Origin of the sequence: Roseateles sp. (genome assembly GCF_039595595.1) — a bacterium.
In the GTDB taxonomy this organism is placed as follows: Bacteria; Pseudomonadota; Gammaproteobacteria; order Burkholderiales; family Burkholderiaceae_C; genus Roseateles.
Map to the genome: position 1 here is coordinate 41,396 of NZ_JBCNLG010000002.1, position 24,366 is coordinate 65,761.

Annotated in this window: 18 protein-coding genes; 8 read left to right on the forward strand and 10 right to left on the reverse strand. The window is 69.7% G+C overall.

Annotated features, from left to right (window positions below; all coding sequences use genetic code 11):
- Positions 1-44 precede the first annotated feature (44 nt).
- Positions 45-551: a DUF2867 domain-containing protein gene (locus ABDW61_RS02965; protein WP_343636062.1), complete on the forward strand. Its 507-nt coding sequence runs from the start codon at positions 45-47 to the stop codon at positions 549-551.
- Here the strand turns inward: ABDW61_RS02965 and ABDW61_RS02970 are convergent.
- Positions 503-1,786: an MFS transporter gene (locus tag ABDW61_RS02970; protein WP_343636064.1), complete on the reverse strand. Its 1,284-nt coding sequence runs from the start codon at positions 1,784-1,786 to the stop codon at positions 503-505. The two genes, ABDW61_RS02965 and ABDW61_RS02970, sit on opposite strands and share 49 nt — an antisense overlap.
- A gap of 315 nt (positions 1,787-2,101) precedes the next feature.
- Here ABDW61_RS02970 and ABDW61_RS02975 point away from each other — a divergent pair, with 315 nt between their 5' ends.
- Positions 2,102-2,884 (forward strand): CsgG/HfaB family protein, encoded by a 783-nt coding sequence (locus ABDW61_RS02975; protein WP_343636869.1) that lies wholly within the window; start codon positions 2,102-2,104, stop codon positions 2,882-2,884.
- A 90-nt stretch (positions 2,885-2,974) separates the two neighbouring features.
- Here the strand turns inward: ABDW61_RS02975 and ABDW61_RS02980 are convergent, their stop codons facing one another.
- The 4 genes from ABDW61_RS02980 to ABDW61_RS02995 form a co-directional block, all read right to left on the reverse strand.
- Positions 2,975-5,722, reverse strand: a complete 2,748-nt coding sequence (locus ABDW61_RS02980; RefSeq protein ID WP_343636066.1) for an alpha-galactosidase — start codon at positions 5,720-5,722, stop codon at positions 2,975-2,977.
- The gene (locus tag ABDW61_RS02985; RefSeq protein WP_343636068.1) at positions 5,719-6,855 is read right to left on the reverse strand and encodes an amidohydrolase family protein; all 1,137 of its coding nucleotides are present in this window, start codon (positions 6,853-6,855) and stop codon (positions 5,719-5,721) included. The genes ABDW61_RS02980 and ABDW61_RS02985 overlap by 4 nt, the downstream gene beginning before the upstream one ends.
- Positions 6,856-6,871: 16 nt before the next feature.
- The gene (locus ABDW61_RS02990; RefSeq protein ID WP_343636070.1) at positions 6,872-7,684 is read right to left on the reverse strand and encodes an endo alpha-1,4 polygalactosaminidase; all 813 of its coding nucleotides are present in this window, start codon (positions 7,682-7,684) and stop codon (positions 6,872-6,874) included.
- 76 nt (positions 7,685-7,760) lie between these two features.
- A complete protein-coding gene (locus ABDW61_RS02995; protein WP_343636072.1) occupies positions 7,761-10,631 on the reverse strand; it encodes a TonB-dependent receptor in 2,871 nt (956 codons plus the stop codon).
- 314 nt (positions 10,632-10,945) lie between these two features.
- On the opposite strand from ABDW61_RS02995, the gene ABDW61_RS03000 reads away from it, so the two are divergent.
- The 5 genes from ABDW61_RS03000 to ABDW61_RS03020 all read left to right on the forward strand — a co-directional run bounded on the left by ABDW61_RS03000 (position 10,946) and on the right by ABDW61_RS03020 (position 16,323).
- Positions 10,946-11,881 carry a DMT family transporter gene (locus ABDW61_RS03000; RefSeq protein WP_343636074.1) on the forward strand — a complete coding sequence of 312 codons (936 nt, stop codon included), beginning with the start codon at positions 10,946-10,948 and terminating at the stop codon, positions 11,879-11,881.
- A 70-nt stretch (positions 11,882-11,951) separates the two neighbouring features.
- The gene (locus ABDW61_RS03005; RefSeq protein WP_343636871.1) at positions 11,952-13,259 is read left to right on the forward strand and encodes a D-tagatose-bisphosphate aldolase, class II, non-catalytic subunit; all 1,308 of its coding nucleotides are present in this window, start codon (positions 11,952-11,954) and stop codon (positions 13,257-13,259) included.
- A gap of 49 nt (positions 13,260-13,308) precedes the next feature.
- Positions 13,309-14,484: an SIS domain-containing protein gene (locus ABDW61_RS03010; protein ID WP_343636076.1), complete on the forward strand. Its 1,176-nt coding sequence runs from the start codon at positions 13,309-13,311 to the stop codon at positions 14,482-14,484.
- Positions 14,485-14,489: 5 nt separating this feature from the next.
- Positions 14,490-15,473 (forward strand): BadF/BadG/BcrA/BcrD ATPase family protein, encoded by a 984-nt coding sequence (locus tag ABDW61_RS03015; RefSeq protein ID WP_343636078.1) that lies wholly within the window; start codon positions 14,490-14,492, stop codon positions 15,471-15,473.
- Positions 15,474-15,519: 46 nt separating this feature from the next.
- The gene (locus ABDW61_RS03020) at positions 15,520-16,323 is read left to right on the forward strand and encodes a DeoR/GlpR family DNA-binding transcription regulator (protein WP_343636080.1); all 804 of its coding nucleotides are present in this window, start codon (positions 15,520-15,522) and stop codon (positions 16,321-16,323) included.
- Positions 16,324-16,345: 22 nt separating this feature from the next.
- Here the strand turns inward: ABDW61_RS03020 and ABDW61_RS03025 are convergent, their stop codons facing one another.
- The 5 genes from ABDW61_RS03025 to ABDW61_RS03045 all read right to left on the reverse strand — a co-directional run bounded on the left by ABDW61_RS03025 (position 16,346) and on the right by ABDW61_RS03045 (position 20,410).
- The gene (locus ABDW61_RS03025) at positions 16,346-17,224 is read right to left on the reverse strand and encodes a ChaN family lipoprotein (protein ID WP_343636082.1); all 879 of its coding nucleotides are present in this window, start codon (positions 17,222-17,224) and stop codon (positions 16,346-16,348) included.
- A 77-nt stretch (positions 17,225-17,301) separates the two neighbouring features.
- Complete coding sequence (locus tag ABDW61_RS03030) at positions 17,302-18,282, reverse strand: S49 family peptidase (protein WP_343636873.1); 981 nt, start codon at positions 18,280-18,282, stop codon at positions 17,302-17,304.
- Positions 18,283-18,348: 66 nt separating this feature from the next.
- A complete protein-coding gene (locus tag ABDW61_RS03035) occupies positions 18,349-18,735 on the reverse strand; it encodes a Rieske 2Fe-2S domain-containing protein (RefSeq protein ID WP_343636084.1) in 387 nt (128 codons plus the stop codon).
- Between the two features lie 18 nt (positions 18,736-18,753).
- On the reverse strand, positions 18,754-19,410 hold the full coding sequence (locus ABDW61_RS03040; protein WP_343636086.1) for an HAD-IIIA family hydrolase: 657 nt from the start codon (positions 19,408-19,410) through the stop codon (positions 18,754-18,756).
- A 28-nt stretch (positions 19,411-19,438) separates the two neighbouring features.
- Positions 19,439-20,410, reverse strand: coding sequence for an RluA family pseudouridine synthase (locus ABDW61_RS03045; RefSeq protein ID WP_343636088.1), 972 nt, complete (start codon positions 20,408-20,410; stop codon positions 19,439-19,441).
- 782 nt (positions 20,411-21,192) lie between these two features.
- Here ABDW61_RS03045 and ABDW61_RS03050 point away from each other — a divergent pair.
- Complete coding sequence (locus ABDW61_RS03050; RefSeq protein ID WP_343636090.1) at positions 21,193-24,261, forward strand: Rne/Rng family ribonuclease; 3,069 nt, start codon at positions 21,193-21,195, stop codon at positions 24,259-24,261.
- The last annotated feature ends 105 nt before the right edge of the window (positions 24,262-24,366 follow it).

Consider the following 24,366-nt stretch of genomic DNA (forward strand, 5'->3'; position numbering starts at 1 on the left):
CCGCGCGCGGCGCGTGAGCGCCGAGTCGTGATGGAATGCGGCGGATGCCCGCCGTCCGCTGCCTTCCTCCTCCGCCTCAGAGCCGGCTCGCCGCGAGCTACGCCAGCGCGAACCTGGCCGATGCCTTCGCGATCACGCTGCCGGACGATGCTCCGGATGACGCGCTGGCCCTGGCGCGCACCGTGCTCTCCCATCCGCCGCGCTGGTTCCGCTTGCTGCTCGCGATGCGCGATGCGGCGGTCAAGCCCTTCGGCTTGAAGACGACCGCGGCGATGCGCGAGCACCTCGCGTCGATCGGCGTGGCGCATGTCGACATCTTCCGCGTGCTCGAGGTCTCACCGCACGAGGTCGTCTTCGGGGAACAGGATCGCCACCTCGACTTCAAGCTGTCGATCCTGATCCGCCGCATCGAGGGTTCCTCTCATCGCGAGGCGATCGCCACCACGGTGGTGAACTGCCACAACCTGCTGGGCAGGACCTACCTCGCGGCAATCCTGCCCGGTCACGTGCTGGTGGTGCGCTCGCTGCTCAAGACGGCCGATTTCTCCTGAGCCTTGCGTCCCGCGGTCAGCCACAGCACCAGCGCGAACACCGCGCCGGCGACGCTGGCCAGGCCGAAGAACATCATCATCGGCTCGTAGCCGGCCGGGTTCTGGGCGCTGGCGCCGGCGCGATCGTTGAGCCAGCCGGCGACCAGGTTGGCCCCCGCGATGCCGGCGTTCTGCGCCACCCACATCAGCCCGATCGCCGTGCCGAAGCGCTGCGGCGAGACGAGCTTGCTCGCCAGCGGCCACATCACCGCCGGCACCAGCGAGAAGCTGACGCCGATCAGCGCGGTGGCGATCCAGAGGCTCGCGTGGGTCAGCGCCATCGTCGCGATGGCGATGGGCAGCAGCACGGCGCCGAAGGCCAGGAACGGCGCATAGCGGCCGACGCGGTCGCACAGCCAGCCGAAGGCGGGCGTCGCGAACACCGCCGCCAGGAACACGTAGCTGTTCATCGCCCCGGCGGCGGCCAGGTCCAGGCCATGCGCGTGCTGGAAGTACTTGATCGAGAAGGTGCTGCGGAAGGCCAGGATCACCGAGTACCAGAGCACGCACAGCGCGAGCAGGAACCAGTAGGCGCGGCCGAAGTGCAGCAGGTCGCGCCAGACGAAGGGCTGGGCCTGCTTCTCGGCGGCGCCCTTGTCGGTGGCCGCGACGCGGCGGTCCAGCCACCAGTAAAGGACGGCGCCGGCGAACGAGGCCGCCGCCGCCGCGGCGGCGATCAGCAGCGGGGGCTGCCAGCCTTGCGCGTAGGCAGGCGCGAACCAGGTCGGCGACATGTCCGAGGAGTACGAGCCCAGCCGGCCGATCGACAGCGCCAAGCCCATCGAGAAGGCGACGTTGCCGCCGACGAAGTACTGCGCGAGCGCCGCCAGCGTGGCGATGCCGAAGGTCTCGGCGCCGATGCCGAACAGCAGGCGGCCGGCCGCCATGCCGGCGAAGTTGGGGCTCAGCGCGGTGAGCAGCGCGCCCAGCAGGCAGATGCCGGCCGTCCACACGGTCATGCGCGCCGCGCCGAAGCGGTCGACCAGCACGCCGCCGACCAGGATCAGCACGACGTTGGGCAGGCTGTAGATCGCGTTGAGCAGGCCGATCTGCTGGTCGCTGAAGCCGCGCTGGCTCTGCAGCGCGTCGGCGACGGGACCGATGGAGTCGTAGACGTAGTAGTTGCCGTACAGCGAGGCGGCGACCAGCGCGCACACCAGCCACGCGATGGCGCGGCTCGGGGACTTGAGGTTCATGAATGCAGCTTGTGCGGCCGCGAGGACCGAAGGGGCGGATTCTCCGGCAACTCGGTCCGCTCGCGTGAACGCCGCGTGAGGCGCGCCTGCGGTAACCAGCGGTAAGGCGCGCCGCGCAGACGCGACATTCAGCGACGTCACCACCCATCAGTGGGGGCCGCATCCCCACACATTTGCGCTATGGTCCCCGCCGTTTCTGATTCATCGCAGTCTTGCGCATAGGAGATCGGCATGGCATACGCGCGCACCCCCGCATTCATCGGTTCTTCCCTCCCCCGCGTGGGCGGCGTGCTCGCCGTGGGACTCGCGGTGGCGATGCTCGCGGGCTGCGGCAAGCAGGGCGCGACGCTGGGCGAAGGCAGCTCGGAGATCACCGGCTCCGCCGGCCCGGCCGGCGCGCACAACGCCAATCGCGAACTGATGAAGTGCGAGGCGCCGGTGGCGACGCTGTCGCTGATGGAGAACCCCAACGGCTACACGATCAGCGCGCCCAATGGCCTGCCCAATTCGCCGCTGCCACTGGTGCGGCTGCTGGCGCAGCAGAGCGGCTGCTTCCGCGTCGTGGATCGGAATTCGGGGCTGAAGGCGACGATCAAGGAGCAGGAGCTGAAGGACGCCGGCATCCTGCGCCAGGAAGGCTCCACCGTGCACAAGGGCAAGGGCTACGAGGCGCAGTACACGCTGATCCCCAGTCTGACCTTCAGCGAGCAGGACGCGGGCCGCCAGGTGGGCGGCATCCTGGGAATGATCCCGGTGCTCAACAAGCTCGTCGGCGCGGCCGAGCACATCAAGCTCAAGGAGGCGCAGGTGGCGCTGCTGCTGACCGACAACGAGACGACCGAGCAGGTGGCGGCGGCCACCGGATCGGTGCGGGTCACCGACCTGGGGATGGGCGGGCTGGTGCTGGGGAAGCTCGGCGGCGCGGCGGGCGCGGGATGGGCCAACAGCAATGAGGGCAAGGTCATCGCGGCGGCGTTCCTCGACGCGCACAACCAGCTCGTGGTCCAGGCCCGCATGCTCCAGGCGAAGGAACTGCCGGAGCCCGTGCCGATGAAGAAGGCTGGCAGCAGCGGGAAGAAGGTCGCGGCAGGCGCTTGAACGGCGCACTGCGGAGGGCGCTGGCCCTCGCCCCTACCCTTTCCCGCAAGCGGGCGAGGGAGCAAGAGGGCCAACCCGCTTCGCAGTAGATCAAGCCTCCAGCCGCAATTGGCCGAACGCGTCGGGCACATGGAAGTTGGGCTTCTCGCTTCCGGTCGGATTCCAGGCGCTGAACTGCCGCTTCTCCTTGTTCCCTTCGATGCGGAACAAGTTGATCCGCCATCCGTCGAGCGGCTGCCCGCCACGCGGCATCGGCACCACCAGCTCCGCCGTCCAGATCCGGTGGACCTCATCCACCGCCGTGCGCGCCCGGCTCTCGCCAATGAATCGTCTGCGCCCCGCCCCGCGCACCTCCAGGTCCATCACCATCCCATTGGGCGCGACCTCCACCTCGCGATAGCGGTCCGTCCCCGCGTCCTGCGGCGCCTGCAGAAACACCTCGACGACATCGCGCTCCCACATCGGCCAGATCGCTGTCGCCGACATCTCGCGCTCATGCGTCGTCAGCGCGTTGTAGCGACTGCTGAATCGCAGATGCAACGCTCCCTCCGCGTGCATCAGCTGCACCCGTGTCGACTGCGTCCCGGTCAACGGCCGGCCGCGCCAGTCATGCGCGAAGAACAGCGCCGGCGCCTCTTCCCACGCCGACGCCAGCGCGAATCCATCCCGTCCGATGAGCCGTGACGGCAGCCGCGATGCCCTCGCGAGTGGCCGATCCACCGCCGTCTCCAGCACCGCCTCGATCAGCAGGTGCTCCTTGAAGTCCACCCTCAGCGTCGGCTTCGCCGCGTCCACGCGCCCCAGCTCGACCCCATTGACGTAATCGCGAAGCTTCCACGTTCCCGGCCCCAGTCCGCGCAGCGTCACCGGCCCGTTCCACGCCGGCGCATAGAACGCGTAATGCATCACCCCGTTCTTCTCGACGACATGCGTCTCCGGCTTGTCGAAGGCGATGTCATACAGCTCGCCGCGATACACGCCATCCGACAGTCCCTTCGCGTTGTGCGCCGCGATCCACTTGCGCCAGTGCGTCTCGCGCTCCGGCGTGAGCAAGAAGGAGTCCTTGGGCTTAGGATCCTCGGGCCATGTGAACTTGGTCGACACCACCGCGCCCACGCCCACCGACGACGCGAAGTCCATCCCGCCGGTCGAGAGTTCCACGTGATCGCCGGCGTACGCCGACCAGCGCCCCATCTGCGCCTTGAGCGCCTTGCCCTTGTGCCGCACCTGCCAGCTCGACAGCGGATCCGACGCCGGCGCCTGATCGATCCACGGCATGTTGTGGAACGCGTAGCTCGTGCCGCAGGGGCAGACCTCGACCACCGCTTCCGGATTCACCGCATGCGCCGCCTCGAACATCGCGCGGTAGAAATCCGCCATGTGCTCGTACGAGTCCTGCGGCTTCGCATGCCCATGCCTCGGGTTGAAGCAGGGCGCGACGCCGTTGAGATGCTGGCCATCGACCTTCACGCCGTCGAAGCCCCACTCGCCGATGATCTTGCGGAACATCGCCGCCGTGCGCTCGCGCGTCTCCTTGGCGCCGGGGCACAGGTAGAGGCAGTTCCACCACGTGATCATCTGCGGCGCGCCATCCTTGTCGAGCAGCAGCAGGTCCGCATGCGCGTGCAACTCGTCGCTGCCGGGCGCCACCGCCAGCGGCGCGATCCACAGCCTTGCCTTCATGCCGCGCGCGTGGATGTCGGCCACCAGCGCCTTCATGTCCTCCTCGCCACGCGGGAATTTCTTGAGGTCGATGTCGAACCAGTCACCCGTCTGGCGCTGCCAGCCGTCGTCCAGCACCGCCCACTTCAAGCCCAGCGCCTGCGCCTTGGGCAGCGTCGCGCGCACGCGGTCGAGCGAGAAATCGCGCTCATAGCCCCACGCGCACCAGACCGACTCATGCGCGCTGCGCGGCGGCTCCGGCGCGCTCAGCCCCTGCGCGTTCATCAGCCGCCGGTAGCGGTCCAGCGGCACGAAGCAATCCCCCTCGTGCACCGCGATGAAGGCCAGTGGCAGCGCGAGCGTCTCGCCCGGCGCCAGCGTGCGCGGCTCGTCGCCTCGCATCGCGATGTCCACCTGCTCGCCCACCGCCTTCACCGGCAGCGAGACCAGCCGCGGCAACCTGTCGAGATGGCCGATGGCCACGCCCAGGTCGCGCCGCCACACGTCCACGAGCGGCGTGCCCCCGCCGTAGTCCGATGAATCCATGCCGAGGAAGTTGCGCTGCTCGAAGCCGCGCTTGACGGGCTGCATCCAGTCACGCCGGTCGGTGTGCGTCGAGCCCGAATAGGTCCACCACCCGCCCGCGTGCCGCGGCGACGCCAGCAGCCGGTGCGCCGCGACGGTCCAGCCTTGCAGCGCGATGGGCTTGTCGCCGCGATTGGTGAACGCCACCTCCAGCAGCGCCACGCCGGGATGCTCGTCGAGCAGCGTGACCGTCACCGTCTTCTCGATGCCGGCCGCGGCGGACTTCCCGCTCAGCGCCAGGCGCTGCCCGGCGCCGAACGGCGTCGCGCCGCTGCTGGGCACCGCGCTCGCGAGCGCGAAGCGATCGACGACCTGGCCACCGGCCAGGATCAGTTGCTCACCGGCGTCGAAGCCGGTCAGCTCAATCGCGCGCGCCCCGCCCAGCCGCACGATCCGGCTGCGCAGGCGCTCGTCAAATTGCAGCGACAACCGCTCATCCTGCAGGCGCACATGACCGCGGCCCTTGTCGACCGTCCGCGCCGCCCGCGCCGGCGCGGCAGCACCCGCCAAGGCCGTCAGCGCCAGGCGCGGCGTGAGCGCCGCGACCGGCGCGGCGCCCAGCCATTCAAGGAATGCGCGGCGGCCGGTCATCGCGCCGCCTTCCATGCGGCGGGGAAGCTCCGCTCGGCGTTGACGTGATACAGCTTGTCGACGACCGCCTTGGGCAGACCCAGGCCGCGCACCGGTTGCTCGAGATCCGACACCTGGAACGTCTCCTCCGTGTTGAAGTAGCGCCAGTGCATGCGCCACACCGGCTCGACTTCCTTCATCAATGCAGCGCCCGATTGTTGCGGCGCTTGCGAGACGTCGGTGCCGTACAGCAGACGGTCCTGGTACTGGATCATGAAGCGCCGGACCTTCTCGCGATCCTTTTGGCTCTGCGCCTGCAACTGGCCGATGCGCGCCGCCAGGTCGACCTTGGCCAGCGGGAATCGGTCCAGGAAGGCGGCCAGTTCATCGACGTCGCGCTCCAGCGAGGCCATGTGCATGCCGATGAACTTCAGCTTCGGATGCGCCGCCACCATGCGGTCGCGCGCCGCCATCTGCGCCTCCCAGCTCGGCATCTCCGGATGCAGCGCCATGTGGTACTGCGGGTGATGCGCGAAGTACTCGCGATCGTTGAGCACCGTCATCTTCTCCAGCGGCAGCCAGCAGTTGTGCGGCTCCCCCTGATGGCCCAGCAGTGCGATGCCCTGCTGCTCGAAGTAGGAGAACAGCGGCGCGAAGCGCGCGTCGTCGATCATGACGAGCCGGCCCTGCCGGTCGCGCAGACTCATGCCGATGTTCTTCCAGACCTTCACGCCGACCGCGCCGGCCTGCAGGCCGGCATCGACGCGGCGGCGCGTCGCGTCGAGCCAGCCCGGCTGATCCGACGTGTCCGACGAGAAGCTCACCGCCCACGCCACGTCCGCCGGACGCGCGTCGCGCAGCGCGATCGCCACCCGCTGCTGATCGTCCAGCGGCGGGAAGTCCGGATAGTCGACATTGATCGTCAACAGCTTGAAGCCGAGCCGGTGCGCGGCATCGACGAACGCCGGATCGGCGTTGTGCAGGTGGACGTGGGCGTCGATCTTGGACACCTTGGCGAAGTCCGCCATCGTGTAGCGGGCCTCGCCCGCCGCGCGCGCGGGGGCGGCGACGAACGCGGCGGCCGACAGGGCGGCGGCGGCCAGGGCAGCGGCCAGCAGCGCAGCGGGGACGGGAGTTCTCGTCGGATCGGTCATCGTGGCGGTCTCGGGATCAATCGCAGCTGTAGCGATAGGCGTCGTTCAGGTCCAGCGGCAGCACCAGCGTGCGGATCTTCGCGGCCTTCATCTTCGTGCAGAGCTTGTCGCGCGCGCCGCTGGTGTTGTTCTTGTACTTGGACGCGTACTCAGCGTTGAACACCGGCTTGTTCTTGCTGGTGAAGACCGAGTAGCCATCGCACTCCGCGTACTGGTTGCACTGCTCGTTGACGGCCATGTCGAAATACGGCTCGAGCGCGGCAAGCTGGTCGACGTCGTTCTTCAGCGCGATCGCCAGTCCGCGGCCATGCGCCGCGTTGGCGAGGTACTTGTTGTAGTCGAGTTGCGTGGCCGCCGTCAGCGGGAAGCCGGTCGCGTTGGCGTAGCCGTCGACGTTGTCCGGCTCGACGCCGTCGCAGCCCTTGGAGACGGCCAGGTCCAGCCGGCTCAGCATCACCGCGCGCACGTTGGACGAGCGCGTGTCCAGCCACTTCTCGCCGGCCCAGCCGTCGAGCGCCTTGCCCATGTCGGCGGCATTGAAGCTGCCGAAGTCGGGACGCCAGTTCTCCGAACTGCCCGCCGAGAAGTAGCACACCACCTTGCGGCCCTGCGCCTTGAGCTGGGCGATGGTCTGGGCGGAGGTGTCGAACAGGTCGATGTCGTAGACGGCCACGTTGTAGCTGGTGTTGAGCGTCCCGCTCAACTGCCACTGCCAGGTCGTGTTCACGCCGGGCTTCCACCACGACTGCGCCTGCGCGCCCGCCGCGGCGGTGAGTGCGGCGGCGGCGGCAAGGCTGGTGGCCATCGCACGGATCAGCGATCGTTTCATGAGTTCTCCTTCGAGGTGGGCCGCGCGGCGGCCCGGTGGTTGTGGAACCCCCAACGTCCTTCCCGGGAACCCGGCGTCAGAACTTGATGCTCGCGCCGATCGTGAACGCGCGGCCCCAGCGGTTGTAGCCCTGCGGCAGCGTGATGGCGCCGTTGCCCAGCGTGTACTCCTGCTTGGCATCGGTCAGGTTGCGGCCTTCGATCGAGACCTTCAACCAGTGGTTGAACTCATAGGACGCCTGCGCGGTCAGCCAGGTGATGGCCTTGGCGCGCTCGTTGAAGCCCGGGCCGATCACGTTGATCGCCGACACGAAGTCGTCGGTGTGATCGGCGGTGGCGCTCAAGCTCCACGGGCCCTTCTCGTAGAGCAGTCCCAGCGACGAGGTCGCCGGCGCGATGCCTTCCAGCGGCCGCTCCTCGCCGCCCACCCAGCTGCGCGAGCGGTTGCGCGTGTACTGCGCTCGCACGCCGAAGCCGTTGTCCCACAGGTGCTGGAAACCCAGCTCGAAGCCGCGCACCTTGGCCTTGTCGCCGTTGATGGGCTTCATCACGTTGAACAGGTGGCCCGGCACGCCGATGTCCACGCCGGTCTGCCAGCTGGTGGTGATCTGGTTGGTGATGTCCTTCTGGAACACCGCCAGCGTCAGCGCCGAGTTCTTCGCGTAGTACCACTCCAGCGAGGCGTCGTACTGCTTGGCGCGATAGGGCTTGAGCTCGGCGTTGCCGCCGTAGACCTGGGTGAAGTCGCCCCAGGCCACGCTGGCGGTGGTGCTGGTCGGCGCGAGTTGCTCGACCGACGGACGCGCCATCGTCTTGGCCGCGCCCAGGCGCAACTGCAGCTGGTCGGTGAAGTGCCAGACAAAGTTGGCCGACGGCAGACCGTAGGTGTACTCGGCGTCCTGGCCGATCTGCACCGGGTCGGCGTAGACGGCGGTGTAGTTGAAGGGGCCGTTCTCGGTCAGGCTGGCGATCTTCGCGTCCCAGGCCTTGGACGAGGTCTTGGTCTTGACCAGGCGCACGCCGATGTCGGCGTTCCACTGGTCGCCGGAGAGATCCGCCTGGATGAAGAACGAGGTCGTCTTCTCGCGCACGCGGTAGCTCTGCAGCGGGTTCCAGACCGGGCCGGCCTGGCTGAAATCGTAGGTGCCGCCACCGGGACGCGGCTGCCCGTTGTAGGCCTGCAGCGCCGCCAGGTAGGCCGGCACGTCGAAGCCCAGGAAGCTGCGCGGGAAGCTGCCGCTGACGCCGTTCATGAAGTTGGGCGGGCTCAGGTGCTGGTCGAGCACGTTGCCGCCCAGCTGCCCGACGTTGATGGCGTACTGGCCGGAGTAGTAGTTCTCGCCGCCATTGATCGCGTTGTCGACCAGGTCGCGGTGCTTGTCACGCCGCGTGGCCTGCACGCCGAACTGGATCTGGTCGATGTTGAAGCGGTCCACCGTCCAGGCGCCGTTCAGCGTCAGGCCGCGGATCTTGTCGTCGATGTTGTCGCCCGACAGGCCCAGGTAGTGGGTGTTGAAGTCGCTCGCGCCGAACTGGCCGCTGGCCAGGCCGTTGATCAGGTCGCGGCCGTCGGCGAAGGTGGTCGAGATGCTGGGCACCTGCGAGCCGGTCAGCTGCACCGTCGTCACGTTGGGCTGGTTCATGCGCAACACCGTGTAGGTGTCCTGGCCGCCCGAGTGCCGCTTGGAGGTCGACTGGTAGACGTCGCCGTTGAAGCGCAGTGCCGGGCTGGCCTTCCACTCGACGTTGGCGCCATACACGGCGCTGTCGACGACGCGGTGCGTGGTCAGGTTCAGCAGCTCGGGGTTGAGGCGCTGTTCCGGATCGGCGTTGTCCATCGTGAAGCCGGTGACGACGCCGTTCCGGATCTGCATGTTGGACCAGCGGCCCGGCGCGAACAGCGTGTAGAAGGACTGCTGGTAGCCGACCTGCGGCGAGTTCAGCCGCGTCTTGATGCCGTCCACGACCACCTTGACGGCATCGCTGGGCCGCCACTCGACCTTGCCCGACAACGCGGTGCGCCGCTTCTGTTCCTGGATCGTGCCGACGCGGAACTGGCCCGGTCCGATCAGGCCTTCCTCGTCGGGATCAAGCACGCCGTTGCCGTTGGGATCGATGTTCCCGCCCCAGGCGTTGCCGGTCCAGTTGGCGGCCGGGTCGGAGATCGGGTTGCGGGTCCAGCCGCCGTCGTTGCCCGCCGTGTCGGTGCGCACCTTGCGGTCGGCGTAGACCGCGCCCAGCAGCACGCCCCATTCCTTGCCGAAGGTGTTGCTGTAGGTGGCCGAGAGCTTGCCGCCGTTGAGCCTGGACATCAGGTTGCGATCGCCCTCGACGCGCAGCACGCCGTGCTGCCCCGGCTGGTCGAACGGGCTGGCCGAGCGCAGGTTGACCAGGCCGCCGATCGCGCCTTCCATCACCGCGGCCTGCGCGGACTTGACGACGTCGGCGCCGCTGATGATGTCGGAGGGCAGCACGTCGAAGGCGAAGTCGCGCCCTTCGCCGTCGGTGGCGAGGATGCGGTTGTTGAAGGTCGTCAGCGTGTATTCCGGCCCCAGGCCGCGAACGCTGACCTTCTGGCCCTCGCCGCCGGCGGTGCGCGAGATCGACACGCCGGTGATGTGGCTCAGCGAGTCGGCCACGTTGTCGTCGGGGAAACGGCCCAGCTCGGTGGCGCTGATGCTGTCCTGCACGCCCGCGGCGTTGCGCTTGAGGTTGAGCGACTTCTGCAGGCTGGCGCGGGTGCCGGAGATCTCGACGCGATCGAGCGTCTGATCGGCGTCCTTCATCCTGGGCTTCGCATCCTCGTCTTGGGCGGCGGAGGCGGCCTGGGCGGGCGGCTGGACCTGCGCCTGGGCCGCCCCCATGGCGGCCAGCGCGGCGATCGCCGCGGCGGCCACGGGCCGCGGCGCGACGCCGGCGATCGAACGGAAAGACAGGGGAGCTCGCATCTCTTGGTTCCTTGGTGGTCTCGTCTGCCGGCCCCTGGACCTCGAACCGGCTTGGCGCAAGTCTACGCAGCCTTTCGAATGATTTCGCATATCGTTTTTACCGACGATTATTCTTTCGTTTAAGTTAGTTTCGAAAGCATTATGGCTCAGTGCCTGGCCGCAACGAATCCATTCAGCGCTCGTATCCAAGGGTTTTCCCTGGAAATCAGTCCAATTTCAGCCCGCCACGGAAACTTCCGTTGTCTTTCCGCTTTCGTTCCCCTATTCTTTCGTTCGAAAGCTCAAAACACCTTCTGCCGAAACGAAAGCGATCCATGCAACGACATTGGCTGACCTACGCGCTGATCACGACCCTGTTCTGGGGCGCGTGGGGCGCGCTGACGGGGCTCTCCGCGGAGCGCGGCTTTCCGGACACGCTGGTCTACGTCGTGTGGGCGCTGACGATGATTCCGCCGGCGGTGGTGGTGCTGGCGCGCGCCGGCTGGCGGCTGCAGCGCGACCGCCGCGCGGTGATCCAGGGCCTGAGCGTGGGCCTGCTGGGCGCGGGCGGACAGATGCTGCTGTTCCGCGCGGTCGAGTCTGGCCCCGCGTATCTGATCTTCCCGATCGTGTCCCTGTCGCCCGGCGTGACGATCGCGCTGTGCTTCGGCCTGCTGGGGGAGCGCACCGGCCGGCTCGGCGTCGCCGGCATCGTGCTGGCGCTGTGCGCGCTGCCGCTGTTCGACTACCAGCCTGGCCAGCCGGCCCAGGCTCAAGCGCTGGGCCTGTGGTTCGTCCTCGCGCTGATCGTGATGGCGGCCTGGGGCCTGCAGGCCTATTTCCTGAAGACCGCCAACAACGCCGCCAGCGCCGAGAGCGTGTTCTTCTACATGACCGTCAGCGCGCTGCTGTGCATCCCGGCCGCGCTGTGGATGACGGACTTCTCCAAGCCCATCCCCTGGGGCTGGAACGGTCCCGGCCTGGCCGCGCTGATCCAGCTGCTGAACGCGGTGGGCGCGCTGACGCTGGTCTACGCCTTCCGGCATGGCAAGGCGCTGGTCGTCTCGCCGCTGGTCAACGCCGGCGCGCCGCTGCTGACGGCGCTCGCGTCGATGGCCATGAGCGGCACCGCGCCGGGCGGCACCAAGCTGGCCGGGGTCGCGCTGGCGCTGCTGGCCGCGCTGCTGCTGGCCCTGCAACCCGAGGGCGACGCCGCCGCCACGCCCGATTCCCCCCAGCGGCTCGATCCGGCCGGCGACGGCAAGGCCTGAGCCCGCGTCCACCGGCCCCGGCCCGATCCCCGCTCTCTCTCTTCGACAGGAAGGATTCCCCTTGAAGCTCATGCTCGATCTCGTGCGGCGCCACAAGCAGCCGGCGCCCGGAGCCCCCGAGGCCGCCCGTGGCCGGATGGCCGTGGGCATTCCCTCGGTCTGCTCGGCCCATCCGGTGGTCATCGCCGCCACGCTGCGCGAGTGCGCCGCGCTCGGCCGTCCGGCGCTGATCGAGGCGACATCGAACCAGGTCAACCAGGACGGCGGCTACACGGGCATGACGCCCGCCGGTTTCCGCCGCTTCGTCGAGGCCATCGCCCAGGCCGAGGGCATCGACCCCGGCCTGCTGGTGCTGGGCGGCGACCACCTCGGCCCCAACGCCTGGCGCAAGTGGCCCGCGGCGCAGGCCATGGCCAAGGCGGAGGTGATGGTCGCGCAATACGTCGCGGCCGGCTTCCGCAAGATCCATCTGGACTGCTCGATGTCCTGCGCCGATGACCCGGTGCCGCTGCCGGAGGCCGACATCGCCGCGCGCGCGGTCCGGCTGTGCTTGGCGGCCGAGCGGGCCTGGCGCGACATGCCCGGCCGCGGCGAGCCGCCGGTCTACGTGATCGGCACCGAGGTGCCGGTGCCCGGCGGCGCTCACGAGGACCTGGAGGAACTGGCGGTCACCTCGCCCGACGCCGCCGGGGCGACGCTGGCGCTGCACCGCGAGGCCTTCGCGGCGGCCGGCCTGGACGCGGCCTGGGAACGCGTGATCGCGATGGTCGTGCAGCCCGGCGTCGAGTTCGACCACCACAAGGTCATCGACTACCGCCCCGAGAAGGCGCGCGCGCTGAGCGCGTTCATCGCGTCGCAGCCCGGGCTGGTGTTCGAGGCGCACTCGACCGACTACCAGACGCCGGAGCGTTTGGCGCAACTGGCGCGGGACCACTTCGCGATCCTGAAGGTCGGCCCGGGCGCGACCTTCGCGCTGCGCGAGACGCTGTGGGCCCTGGCGGCCGTCGAGCATGAATGGCTGGGCCGCGATGCCGCGCACGGCGACGGCCTGATCCCGACGGTGCTGGGCGTGATGCGCGCCGAGCCCGAGCACTGGCGCCCCTACTACCAGGATCCGGCGCGGCTGCAGGTCGACCTGGCCTACAGCCTGAGCGACCGCATCCGCTACTACTGGGCGCATCCGAAGGTGCAGACCGCCTGCGCCGCGCTGCTGGACCGGCTGGAGCATTCGCCGCCGCCGCTGACGCTTCTGAGCCAGTTCCTGCCGCGCCAGTACGACGCGATTCGCGATGGCCGTCTGCGCAACCGGCCGGCGGAGCTGCTGCGCGACGGCGCGGCGCAGTCGCTGCGTCCCTACCTCGCCGCCTGCGCCGCCTGAGCGCGGGCGCCTCTTCCGACAGAACAACCGACAGAACAAGACCTGCACGATGACCCTGCTCCACCTCGACGCCGCCGATCTCGACCGCCGCGGCGCGGCCCACACCGCGCGCGAGATCGCCCAGCAACCCGCCGTCTGGCAAGCCGTCCATGACCTGGTGCGCGCGCGGCGCGCGGCGCTCGACGCCTTCCTGCGGCCGCTGCTGGCGCTGCCGGAGCTGCGCATCGTGCTCACCGGCGCGGGCAGCTCCGCCTTCATCGGGCAATGCCTGGCGCCGGCGCTGCTGCAGCAGCTCGGCGCGCGACCCGGCGTGCGCGTCGAGGCGATCGCCACCACCGACATCGTCTCCAACCCCGCGCAATGCCTGCAGCCGGGCGTGCCGACGCTGCTCGTGTCGTTCGCACGCTCGGGCAACAGTCCGGAAAGCCTCGCGGCGGTCGAGCTCGCCGACGCCACCCTCGGCGCCTGCCATCACCTCGCGGTCACCTGCGCCGCGGACGGGACGCTGGCGCGCCGCCTCGGCGATCGCGCGCGCGCCCATGTCCTGCTGCTGCCGGACGAGACCAACGATCGCTCGTTCGCGATGACCTCGAGCTTCACCGGCATGCTGCTGGCGGCGGCCTGGGCCTTCGAGCTGCCGCTGCCGCCGGTGGCCGTGCTGAGCGAAGCCGCGAGCGCGCTGCTCGCCGCCGAGCCCGCGCGGCTGGCGGCGCTGAGCGCGCAGCCGGTCGAGCGGCTGGTCGTGCTCGGCAGCAACGGCCTGCAGGGCCTGGCCAAGGAAGCCGCGCTGAAGATGCTGGAGCTCACCGATGGCCGGCTGGTGGCGCTGGCCGATTCGCCGCTGGGCTTCCGCCATGGGCCCAAGACGGTGCTCAACGAGCGCACGCTGGTGCTGCTGCTGCTGTCCAACGACAGCTACACGCGGCGTTACGACCTGGACCTGCTGCGTGAGCTGCGCCGGCAAGGCCGCGGACGGGTGATCGCGCTGAGCACCTCGGCGCTGAACGGCGAGGAGGGGCTGGCCGAGGACGACGTGCTGATCGCGCTGCCGGTCAACGCGCCGGACCTGGCGCTGGCGCCGGTGGCGCTGGTCTTCGCGCAGTGCCTGGCGATGCTGGCCTCGCTGAAGCTCGGCATCACGCCCGACAATCCCAGCGCCTCGGGCACCGTGACCCGCGTCGTCAGCGGCGTCATCATCCACCCGCTCAACCCTCCGGCTCCATGAACGCCATGAGCTCCGCATCGCTGGACCGCGCCGGCCGTCCCGTCTTCCTCGGCATCGACGGCGGCGGCACCAAGACCTCGTTCCTGCTGCTCGACGGCGAGGGCCGCCTGCTCGCGCGGCATGTGAGCGGCACCAGCTACTACCTGGAGATCGGCTTCGACGCGCTGCGCGCGCTGCTGCGCGAGGGCGTCGCCGAGACGCTCAAGCAGGCGCAGCTCGCGCCGGCGCAGGTCACGTCCGCCTTCGCGGGCCTGCCGGCGCATGGCGAGGACAGCGCGCTGCAAGGCGCGTTCGACGCGCTGCTCGAGGGCGTGCTGCCCCGCGCGCGCATCGGCAACGACATGATCTGCAGCTGGGCCGGCTCGCTCGGCGGCGAGGACGGCATCAGCCTGGTCGCGGGCACCGGCTCGATGGCGTATGGCCAATGGGGCGAGCGCGATGCGCGCAGCGGCGGCTGGGGCGAGGTCTTCGGCGACGAGGGCTCGGCATATTGGCTCGCACGCGAGGGATTGGCGCTCTTCGCTCGCATGGCCGATGGGCGCGCGGAGCCTGGGCCATTGCTGGAGCTCGTGCGCGGGCATTTCGGACTGGCGCAGGATCTCGATCTCTGCGCGGCGATCAATGGCCACGCGGCGCGCAGCCGGCTGGCGCAGTTCGCGCGGCTGGCGTCGGCCGCGGCGGCCGATGGTGACGCGCAGGCAGGCGCGCTGCTGACTCGCGCGGGCGAGGAACTCGCGGCGTTGGCCGGCGCGGTGGCGCGAAGGCTGGAGCTGCCGGTGGGGGCCGGCGTGCCGGTCTCGTACACCGGCGGCGTCTTCGAGGCGGGCGCGGCGGTGACCGATGCGCTGCGCGCCGCTCTGACCCGCGCACTACCGGGCGCGATGCTGATGGCACCGCGGTTCGGGCCGGAACTCGGCGCGGCAATGCATGCGGCGCGGCTGGTGGGCGTTCGGTTGGTGCCCGTTGCCGCTGCCGCCGCAGCCGCATGAGCCGTCGATATCATTCGAAAGTTCGCGACTTCCGATTTCCATGACCATGCCCACGTCCACCTCCGCCGACAAGGCGGACGCCTCGCTGCTGATCGACGAGCGCCGGCAGCTCATCCGCGAGCAGGTGCAGGCGCAGGGCAAGGTGACGGTCGAAGAGCTGGCTGAGCGCTTCGGCATCTCGGTCGTGACGATCCGCAGCGATCTGAACGCACTGGCCGCCACCGGCGCGCTGCTGCGCACGCATGGCGGCGCCCTCGCCCACCGCGACACCGAGGAGGTGCCGATCGGCGTCAAGCAGAAGCTGCATCACGAGCAGAAGGTGCGCATCGCCATCGAGGCGGCCCGGCTGATCCGCGACGGCGAGACCATCCTGCTCGACTCCGGCTCCACGACCGAGGAGATCGCCAAGCAGATCCGCGGCATGCGGCTGCAGTCGCTGAACGTCATCACCAACGCGCTGAACATCGCGGTGCTGCTCGCCTCCGTCCCCAACGTCAACGTGATCATGCCGGGCGGGCTGCTGCGGCAGAACTCGTACTCGCTCTCCGGTCCGCAGGCGGTCACGGCGCTGCAGAGCCTCTACGCGGACCGGCTGTTCCTGGGCGTGGACAGCCTCGATCCCGACATCGGCCTGATGACCCCCCACCTGCTCGAGGCGCAGCTCAACGCGCAGATGATGAAGATCGCGCGCCAGATCGTCGCGGTCGCCGATGCCTCCAAGCTGATGAAGCGCAACCTGTCGGTGATCGCGCCGGTCGAGCAGATCGACATGCTGATCACCGACAAGGACGCCGACGACGCCATCGTCGGCGAGCTGCGCCGCCGCGGCGTCGAGGTGGTGCTGGCCTAGCGCCCGGGCCGCCCGCGGCGGGCTAGCGCTTGAACTGCGCGCAGGGATCCTCGCGCGGCGGCGCCGGGGCGCGCTCGATGCGGTCATAGCCGCCATCGGGCACGGCGCTGCCTGGTTCGAGATAGGCGATCGCATCGATGTCCGAGGCCGGCACGCCGGCTGCCCGCAGATAGACCGGCACGGCGACGTCGCGCCGCACATGCCCGTTGCCCGCGATCAGCACCACGCGCTTGGCGCCGGACCGCCGCGCGTCGAGCATCGCCTGCGCCATCGCCGCATCCCGCGCGCGCTGGGCCTGCACCATGCCGGGCAGCATCGCCTCGGGCATGGCGCCGCAGTGGCCGTCCTGGATGTCCTTGCGCAGCGCGTCCTGCTGAGCCTCGTTCCAGCTCACGCGCGAGCGCAGCGCGAGCAGCTCCGCGGGCCAGGCCGCGTCGCCCTCGCGCACGATGCGGCGCGCCTGGTCGCGGTCGAGGTTGCCGCCACGCACGCTCGCTGGCGACTGCAGCGCGGCCTCGAACAGCGGTTGATGCAGCGGCCAGCGCCAGCCCTGGCGATCGAGCTTCGCGGCATCGATCACCGCCTCGACATCGCCGGGATGGTCCTGCCGGGCCCGCGCGACCGCCGCGTCCTCGGCGCGCGAGAACTGCTCGAAGACCACGACCGTCTGCGGCTCCCGCGCGAGGAGCTCGCGCAGTTGCGCGGCGCGCGCGCGATGGTGCTCGGGGTTGTCGTGCAGCTCACCGAGCAGGACGAATGCCGGCTCGGAAGCGGAAGCGGAGGCGGCCCGGGAGACCGGCGCCGCGCCGGGTGACGCGCCGGGTGACGCGCCGGGTGACGCGCAGGCGGCGACCAGCATCGGCAGCAGCGCCAGCGCGGCGCCGCGGAAGGCAGTGTTCATGGGTTCGATCCTGAGGACAGGGGAAACGGAACGGCCTGCCGAGCGATGGCTGGGTCGGGCGATGACGCGGCGCGAGCTTACCGGATCGTCGCCATCGAGCGCATCGCCTTGACCGCGCCCTCGCCCAACGACGCGCCAAAGCGCTTGGCGATGCGCTCGGCCACGTTGTCGCGCGGCGTGTAGTCGATGACGTCCTCGGCCTTCACGACCTCGCGCGCCACGTAGTCCAGGTTGCCCATGCCGTCGGCCAGGCCCATCTGCACTGCCTGTTCGCCGTTCCAGAACAGGCCCGAGAACATCTCCGGCGTCTCCTTCAGGCGGGGACCGCGGCCCTCGCGCACGACCTTGATGAACTGCTGATGGATCTGGTCCAGCATCGCCTGCGCGTAGGCCTGCTGCTTGGGCGAAACCGGCGAGAACGGATCCAGCATGCCCTTGTTCTCGCCCGCGGTCATCAGCCGGCGCTCGATGCCGACCTTCTTCATCACCTCGGTGAAGCCGAAGCCATCCATCAGCACGCCGATCGAGCCCACCACCGAGGCCTTGTCGACATAGATCTCGTCCGCGCCAGCGGCGATGTAGTACGCGCCCGAGGCGCAGATCTCCTCGACGACCGCGTACACCTTCTTGTTGTGCAGCGCCTTGAGCCGCTTGATCTCGTCGTTGACGATGCCGGCCTGCACCGGGCTGCCGCCCGGCGAGTTGATGCGCAGCACCACCGCCTGCGAGCCCTGGTCCTCGAACGCCGCCTTCAGCGCCGCGTTGATCAGCTCGGCGCTGGCCTCGGTGTCGGGGGCGATCTCGCCGCGCACCTCGACCAGCGCGGTGTGCGGGCCCGAGGCCGCGCCGCCATGGTGTCTGGACGCGAACATCGACCACACCAGCAGCAGCGCCAGCGTCACCCAGATCAGCCGGAAGAAGGTCTTCCAGCGGCGATCGCTGCGGCGGTCGCGCAGGTAGTCATGGGCGAACTGCTCGAGCACGTGCTCGTAGCGGCCGGACGCGGCTTGCGTCGCTGATGCCGCTGGCGCCGCCGGTGGCGGCTCCTGCTTCAGCATGTCCTCGGGACGGGGCGTCGCGTCGGGGATCGGACGCGGCAGATCGGGGTCGTTGTCGTTGCTCATTCAGTCCTCGAAGACGGGCCGCGTGTCGCGGGAAGGGTACCAAGTGATCTGTCCGTCGCGCTCGCGCACATCGAGCTTGGTCAGGCCCATGCGGCCGCACATGCCGGTCACGCAGCGCCCGTCCAGCGGGTGGTAGACCGCGCCGTGGATGCTGCAGATGATGAATTCCTTGCGGCTGTCCAGGAACTCGCCTTCCTGCCAGTCCATCTCGGTGGGCACGTGCGCGCAGCGGTTGAGATAGCCCACCACCTGGCCGTCGAAGCGCAGCACGAAGGCCGAGGCCGGCTGGCGGAAATGCAGCACGTCGAAGGTGTGGGCGCGGCCGCGCTCCTCCAGCTCGGAGGAGGCGCACAGCGGCACCGGGGGCAGTTCTTGCTCGGGCGTCATTCGGTCGGCGGAAAGGGGTCAGGCGTTGGCCAGCAGCCAGTCGCGCAGCGTGGGCACGTCGTGCGCGACCAGCAGCGGCGCGAAATCGAGCAGCGACTCGTGCGCATGCGCGCCGTAGGTCACCGCCACCGCCGGGCAGCCGGCATTGCGCGCCAGCTGCAGGTCATGGGTGGTGTCGCCGATCATCAGCGTGCGCTCGGGATCGGCGCCGAACTCGCGCATCAGCTCCAGCAGCATCTGCGGATTGGGCTTGCCGGCCGTCTCGTCGGCGGTGCGGGTGCCGTCGAACAACGTCGTCATGTCGACCGCCGCCAGCGCCTCGTCGAGCCCGCGCCGGCTCTTGCCGGTCGCGACGGCGAGCCAGTGATGCCTGGCCTTCAGGTCCTGCAGCAGTCGCGGCACGCCCTCGAACAGCGTCACCTCGTGCGCCGACGCGAAGTAGTGATGCCGGTAGCGCTGGCCCAGCTCCGGATAGCGCGACGGGTCCAGCCCGGGCAGCGCGTACTGGAGCGCCTCGATCAGGCCCATGCCGATGACGTAGGCGGCGCGCTCGCGCGAGGGCGGCGTGAGGCCCAGGTCCGCCGCGGCGGCCTGCATGCAGCGCACGATCAGGGCGGTGGAATCGAACAGGGTGCCGTCCCAGTCGAAGACGATCAGGTCGAAACGTTGAGGCATGGATGAAGGACTCGTGAAGGCCGGCCGGTCAGGACGCCGGGCGGCGCAGCGCGGCCAGGAGTGTCTCGCACTCGGGGGGCAGCGGCGCGGTCAGGGTCAGCGTGTCGCCGGTGGCCGGATGCGCGAAGCGCAGCTGCCGCGCGTGCAGGAACATCCGGTCGAAACGCAGCGCGCCGCGCGCCAGCGCGCGGTTGGCCTCGAAATCGCCATATTTCGGATCGCCGACGATGGCATGGCCCTCGTGGGCCAGGTGCACGCGGATCTGGTGCGTGCGGCCGGTCTTGATCGTCACGTCCAGCAGGCTGTAGCCGGGCAGCGCCTCGGCCACCGTCACCAGGCTGATCGACCGCTTGGCCTCGCCGGCCTGCGGGTCCTTCGGATTCGTCACCGCGCGCACCCAGCGCTCGCCGTCGCTGCCGACGAACTTCAGCAGCGGCACGTCCACCACCTTGCGGCCCTTGGGCCAGGCGCCGCTCACCAGCGCGGCGTAGGTCTTGCCGGTCTCGCGGTCGCGCAGCTGGTCCTGCAGGTGCGTCAGCGCGCTGCGCTTCTTCGCGATCATCAGCAGGCCGGAGGTCTCCTTGTCGAGCCGGTGCACCAGCTCGAGGAACTTGGCCTGAGGTCTCGCCCGGCGCAACTGCTCGATCACGCCGAAGCTCACGCCCGAGCCGCCATGCACCGCGACCCCGGCCGGCTTGTCGACGACGATCAGGTGTTCGTCCTCGAACACGACCGGGAACTCACGCGCTGGCACCGCCGCGTCGGCGGGCTTCTCCGCCAGCCGCACCGGCGGCACGCGCACGACATCGCCGATCTCCAGCCGCGAGTCGGCGGCGCAGCGGCCCTTGTTGATGCGCACTTCGCCGGACCGGATGATCCGGTAGACCAGCGTCTTCGGAGCGCCCTTGAGTTCGCGGATCAGGAAGTTGTCCAGGCGCTGGCCGGCGGAGCCTTCGTCCACCGTCAGGAGCCGGACCTGGGCCGGCGCGGGGGCGGCCACGGAGGCGGACGCCGGGGCCGCGGGGGCCGCCGGCGGGGCGGCTGCGGGGCGGGCGGCGCCCCTCGTGGCACTGCGGGCAGTCCCTGGGGCGGCCTTGCGGGCTTTAGCCCCTATAATGCTGCTTGCCACGTTTGCGTTGTAAGTATTTGATTTTTCTCATTTTACTCGGACGACAGCGTTCGAGCTCGGCAAGAACGTGGCAGTGAGTAGCCATTGTGAGTAGGCTACTCATTACTTTTGGTGATGCAACATCAGGTCAGCGTCGTCGGGCCCGCTTCCCAAAGCGAGCGGGCAGGCACGAGGGCCGGATGGCAGAGCAACGTCGTCAGAACCATGCTCACGCGGTCCTCTTCATCCTCGGATGCGGGCGGGCGGCGCGGGCAGCACAACAAGGTTTCACGACGTCAGCGAGGGGGCCGCAAGCCCTGGCGCTGACGTCAGCACCCAGGCTCCGTTTCCGGATGTTTTCTTCGGTTCATTCCACCCCCCGCCGCCTGCGAGCGCGTGATGGCTTCGTCCACACGCCGGGCTCCGGCCGTGGTCGGGTCGCGCCTGAAGCGGCGCGCATGAGGACCGGAACAGCCGATCCGGGGCCCGCGGCGCACGCGCCAACGCTGCATCGCTGAACGGTCAACGCGCCGTTCAATTGCAGTCCAGGGCGATCCTTTCATTGGTTCTTTCGCGTTTCTCGTGCATCGGTCGAATCGCCCGCCGGTGAATCTCCGGCAGCGGTTCACTTGAATGCGCGTCAGCGGCAAACACGCTGGCGTGGAGGAGAACTGATGAAACGCATGCTGATCAATGCGACGCAGCAGGAAGAGCGTCGCCTGGCCATCGTCGATGGACAGAAGCTGCTGGACTTCGAGACCGAGATCGAAGGCCGCGAGCAGCGCAAGGGCAACATCTACAAGGCGGTCGTGACGCGCGTGGAGCCGTCGCTGGAAGCCTGCTTCGTGGATTACGGCGAGGACCGCCACGGCTTCCTCCCGTTCAAGGAGATCTCGCGCCAGTACTTCAAGGACGGCGCCGATGTGCGCTCGGCCAAGATCCAGGACGTGATCAAGGAAGGCCAGGAGCTGCTGGTCCAGGTCGAGAAGGAAGAGCGCGGCAACAAGGGCGCGGCGCTGACGACCTTCGTGTCGCTGGCGGGCCGCTATCTGGTGCTGATGCCCAACAACCCGCGCGGCGGCGGCGTCTCGCGCCGCATCGAGGGCGAGGACCGCGAGGAGCTCAAGGAAGCGCTGGATCAGCTGGACTACCCCAAGGGCATGTCGCTGATCGCGCGCACCGCGGGCATCGGCCGCAGCGCGGCCGAGCTGCAGTGGGACCTGAACTACATGCTCAAGCTCTGGACCGCCATCGACGAGGCGGCCCGGGGCGGCAAGGGCGCGTTCCTGATCTATCAGGAGTCGTCGCTGGTGATCCGCGCGATCCGCGACTACTTCACCGCCGACATCGGCGAGATCCTGATCGACACGGACGACATCTTCGAGCAGGCCCATCAGTTCATGAGCCATGTGATGCCGGAGACGGCGCACAAGGTCAAGCGCTACCGTGACGACGCGCCGCTGTTCAGCCGCTTCCAGATCGAGCACCAGATCGAGACGGCCTTCAGCCGCACGGTGAACCTGCCGTCGGGCGGCGCCATCGTGATCGACCACACCGAGGCGCTGGTCTCGGTGGACGTGAACTCGGCGCGCGCCACCCGCGGCGGCGACATCGAGGAAACCGCCACCCGCACCAACCTGGAAGCCGCCGACGAGATCGCGCGCCAGATGCGTCTGCGGGACCTGGGCGGCCTGATCGTCGTGGACTTCATCGACATGGAGGAGTCCAAGAACCGCCGCGAGGTCGAACAGCGCCTGCGCGACGCGCTGCGCCAGGACCGCGCCCGCGTGCAGTTCAGCTCGATCAGCAAGTTCGGCCTGCTGGAGCTGAGCCGCCAGCGCCTGCGTCCGGCGCTGAGCGAAGGCAGCCACATCACCTGCCCGCGCTGCAACGGCACCGGCCACATCCGCGACACCGAGTCGTCGGCGCTGCAGATCCTGCGCATGGTCCAGGAAGAGTCCATGAAGGACAACACCGCGGCCGTGCACGTGCAGGTCCCGGTGGAAGTGACCAGCTTCCTGCTCAACGAGAAGCGCACCGAGATCACCAAGATCGAGCTGAAGCAGCGCGTGACCGTGCTGCTGGTGCCCAACAAGCATCTGGAGACGCCGAACTACAAGCTCGAGCGCCTGCGCCACGACGATCCGCGCCTGGAGAACCTGCAGGCGAGCTACACGATGATCGAGGAGCCGCAGGAAGAGGTGGGCATCACCCGCCGCGGCGCCGAGAAGAAGAACAAGCAGGAGCCGGTGATCAAGGGCCTGCTGCCCGAGCAGCCGGCGCCGATGCCGGTGGCGGCTCCGGCGCCCAAGGCCGCGGAACCGGTGGCCCCGGCCCCGGTGGCGGCCGCTCCGGCGGCCCCGGTGGCCGCCAGTGGCGGCTTCTTCGGCTGGCTGAAGAACCTGTTCGGTGGCGCGCCAGCGCCGGCAGCCGCGCCGGCTCCGGAGGCCAAGACCGGCGAGCCCGCCAAGAAGGAACGCGGCGAGCGCGGTGAGCGCGATCGCAACGCCCGTGGCGGTGATCGCAACCGCCGTGGCGAGCGCGGTGAGCGGAGCGAACGCGGCGAGCGCCACGATCCGAAGGCCCGCGACGGCAAGCCGCGCAGCGAGGGCAAGCCGCAGCAGGAAGGCCGTGGCGACCGTCCGGAGCGCGGTGAGCGCGCCGAGCGGGGCGAGCGCAACGAGCGTGGTGATCGCGGCGGAGAGCGCGGTGGCGAGCGCGGAGGTGATCGTCATCGTCGCAACGAGCGCGCCGACAAGCCGGAGCAGGCCGTCGAAGGCGCGCCGCGCCAGGACCGTGCCGAGCGCGGTGACCGTGCGGAGCGTGGCGAGCGCGCCGACCGGGGCGAGCGCGGCGAAGGCCGCCGCCGCCGCGAGGAGCGCGCCCCCGCCGAGGCGCAGGAGCAGCAACTGCCGCTGGCCGGCACCGAAGCCGCCAACACGGAATCCCAGATCGCTTTCGCCGACACCCAGCCGCTCGAGGGCGCTGTGACCGGTGAGGCCGGCGACGAGCGCCAAGGCCGCCGCCGCCGCCGTCGCGGCAACCGTGGCGAGCGTGGCGCCGAGGGCGAGCAGGTCGAAGGCGCGCTGGTCGAGGGCCAGGCCCCGGCCGCTGGCGAGACCTCGTTCGCCGAGGGCGCCGAGTCCGCGCAAGCGCCGGTGGTCGATGGCGAGGAAGCCCCGGCCGGTGAAGAAGGTCAGGAAGGCCGCGAAGGCCGCCGCCGTGGCCGTGGCCGCGACCGTTATCGCCGTGACCGCCGCGAAGGCGAAGGCGTGCCGGGCGAAGGCACTCCGGGCGAAGGCGCTCCCGCCGATGGCGTGATTGCCGACGGCGAAGCCGCCACGCCGGCCACCGCCGCGCTGAACGGCATCGTGCTGGATGCGGGCGCCGCGCCGCGTCAACTGGCGCTCGGCGACGAGCCCCAGCAGGCACCCGTGCAGGCGACCGCGCCGGTGGTGCAGGCTCCGGCCCCGGTGGCTGCTCCGGTGGCCGCTGCGCCGGTCGTGCCGCGCTTCGAGCTGCCGCTGGGCGAGCTGAACGCGGTCGCCGAGAGCGCCGGTCTGACCTGGGTCAACAGCGATGCCGACAAGATCGCCGCCGTGCAGGCCGCGATCGCCGCCGAGCCCGCTCCGGCACCGCTGGGCCGCGAGCCCGCGCCGGTGGTCGTGCTCGACGAGGGCCCGCTGGTGCTGGTCGAAACCCGCAAGGACCTCAACCAGTTCAAGCTTCCCTTCGAAGCCTGATCCCCTCGCAGGGACTCCCTCTCCCCGCCTGCGGGAGAGGGGTCAAGACAGGTTCAGTTTTTCGATAGCCGCCGGGGCATCCTCCGGCGGCTTTCCTTTTAGGGC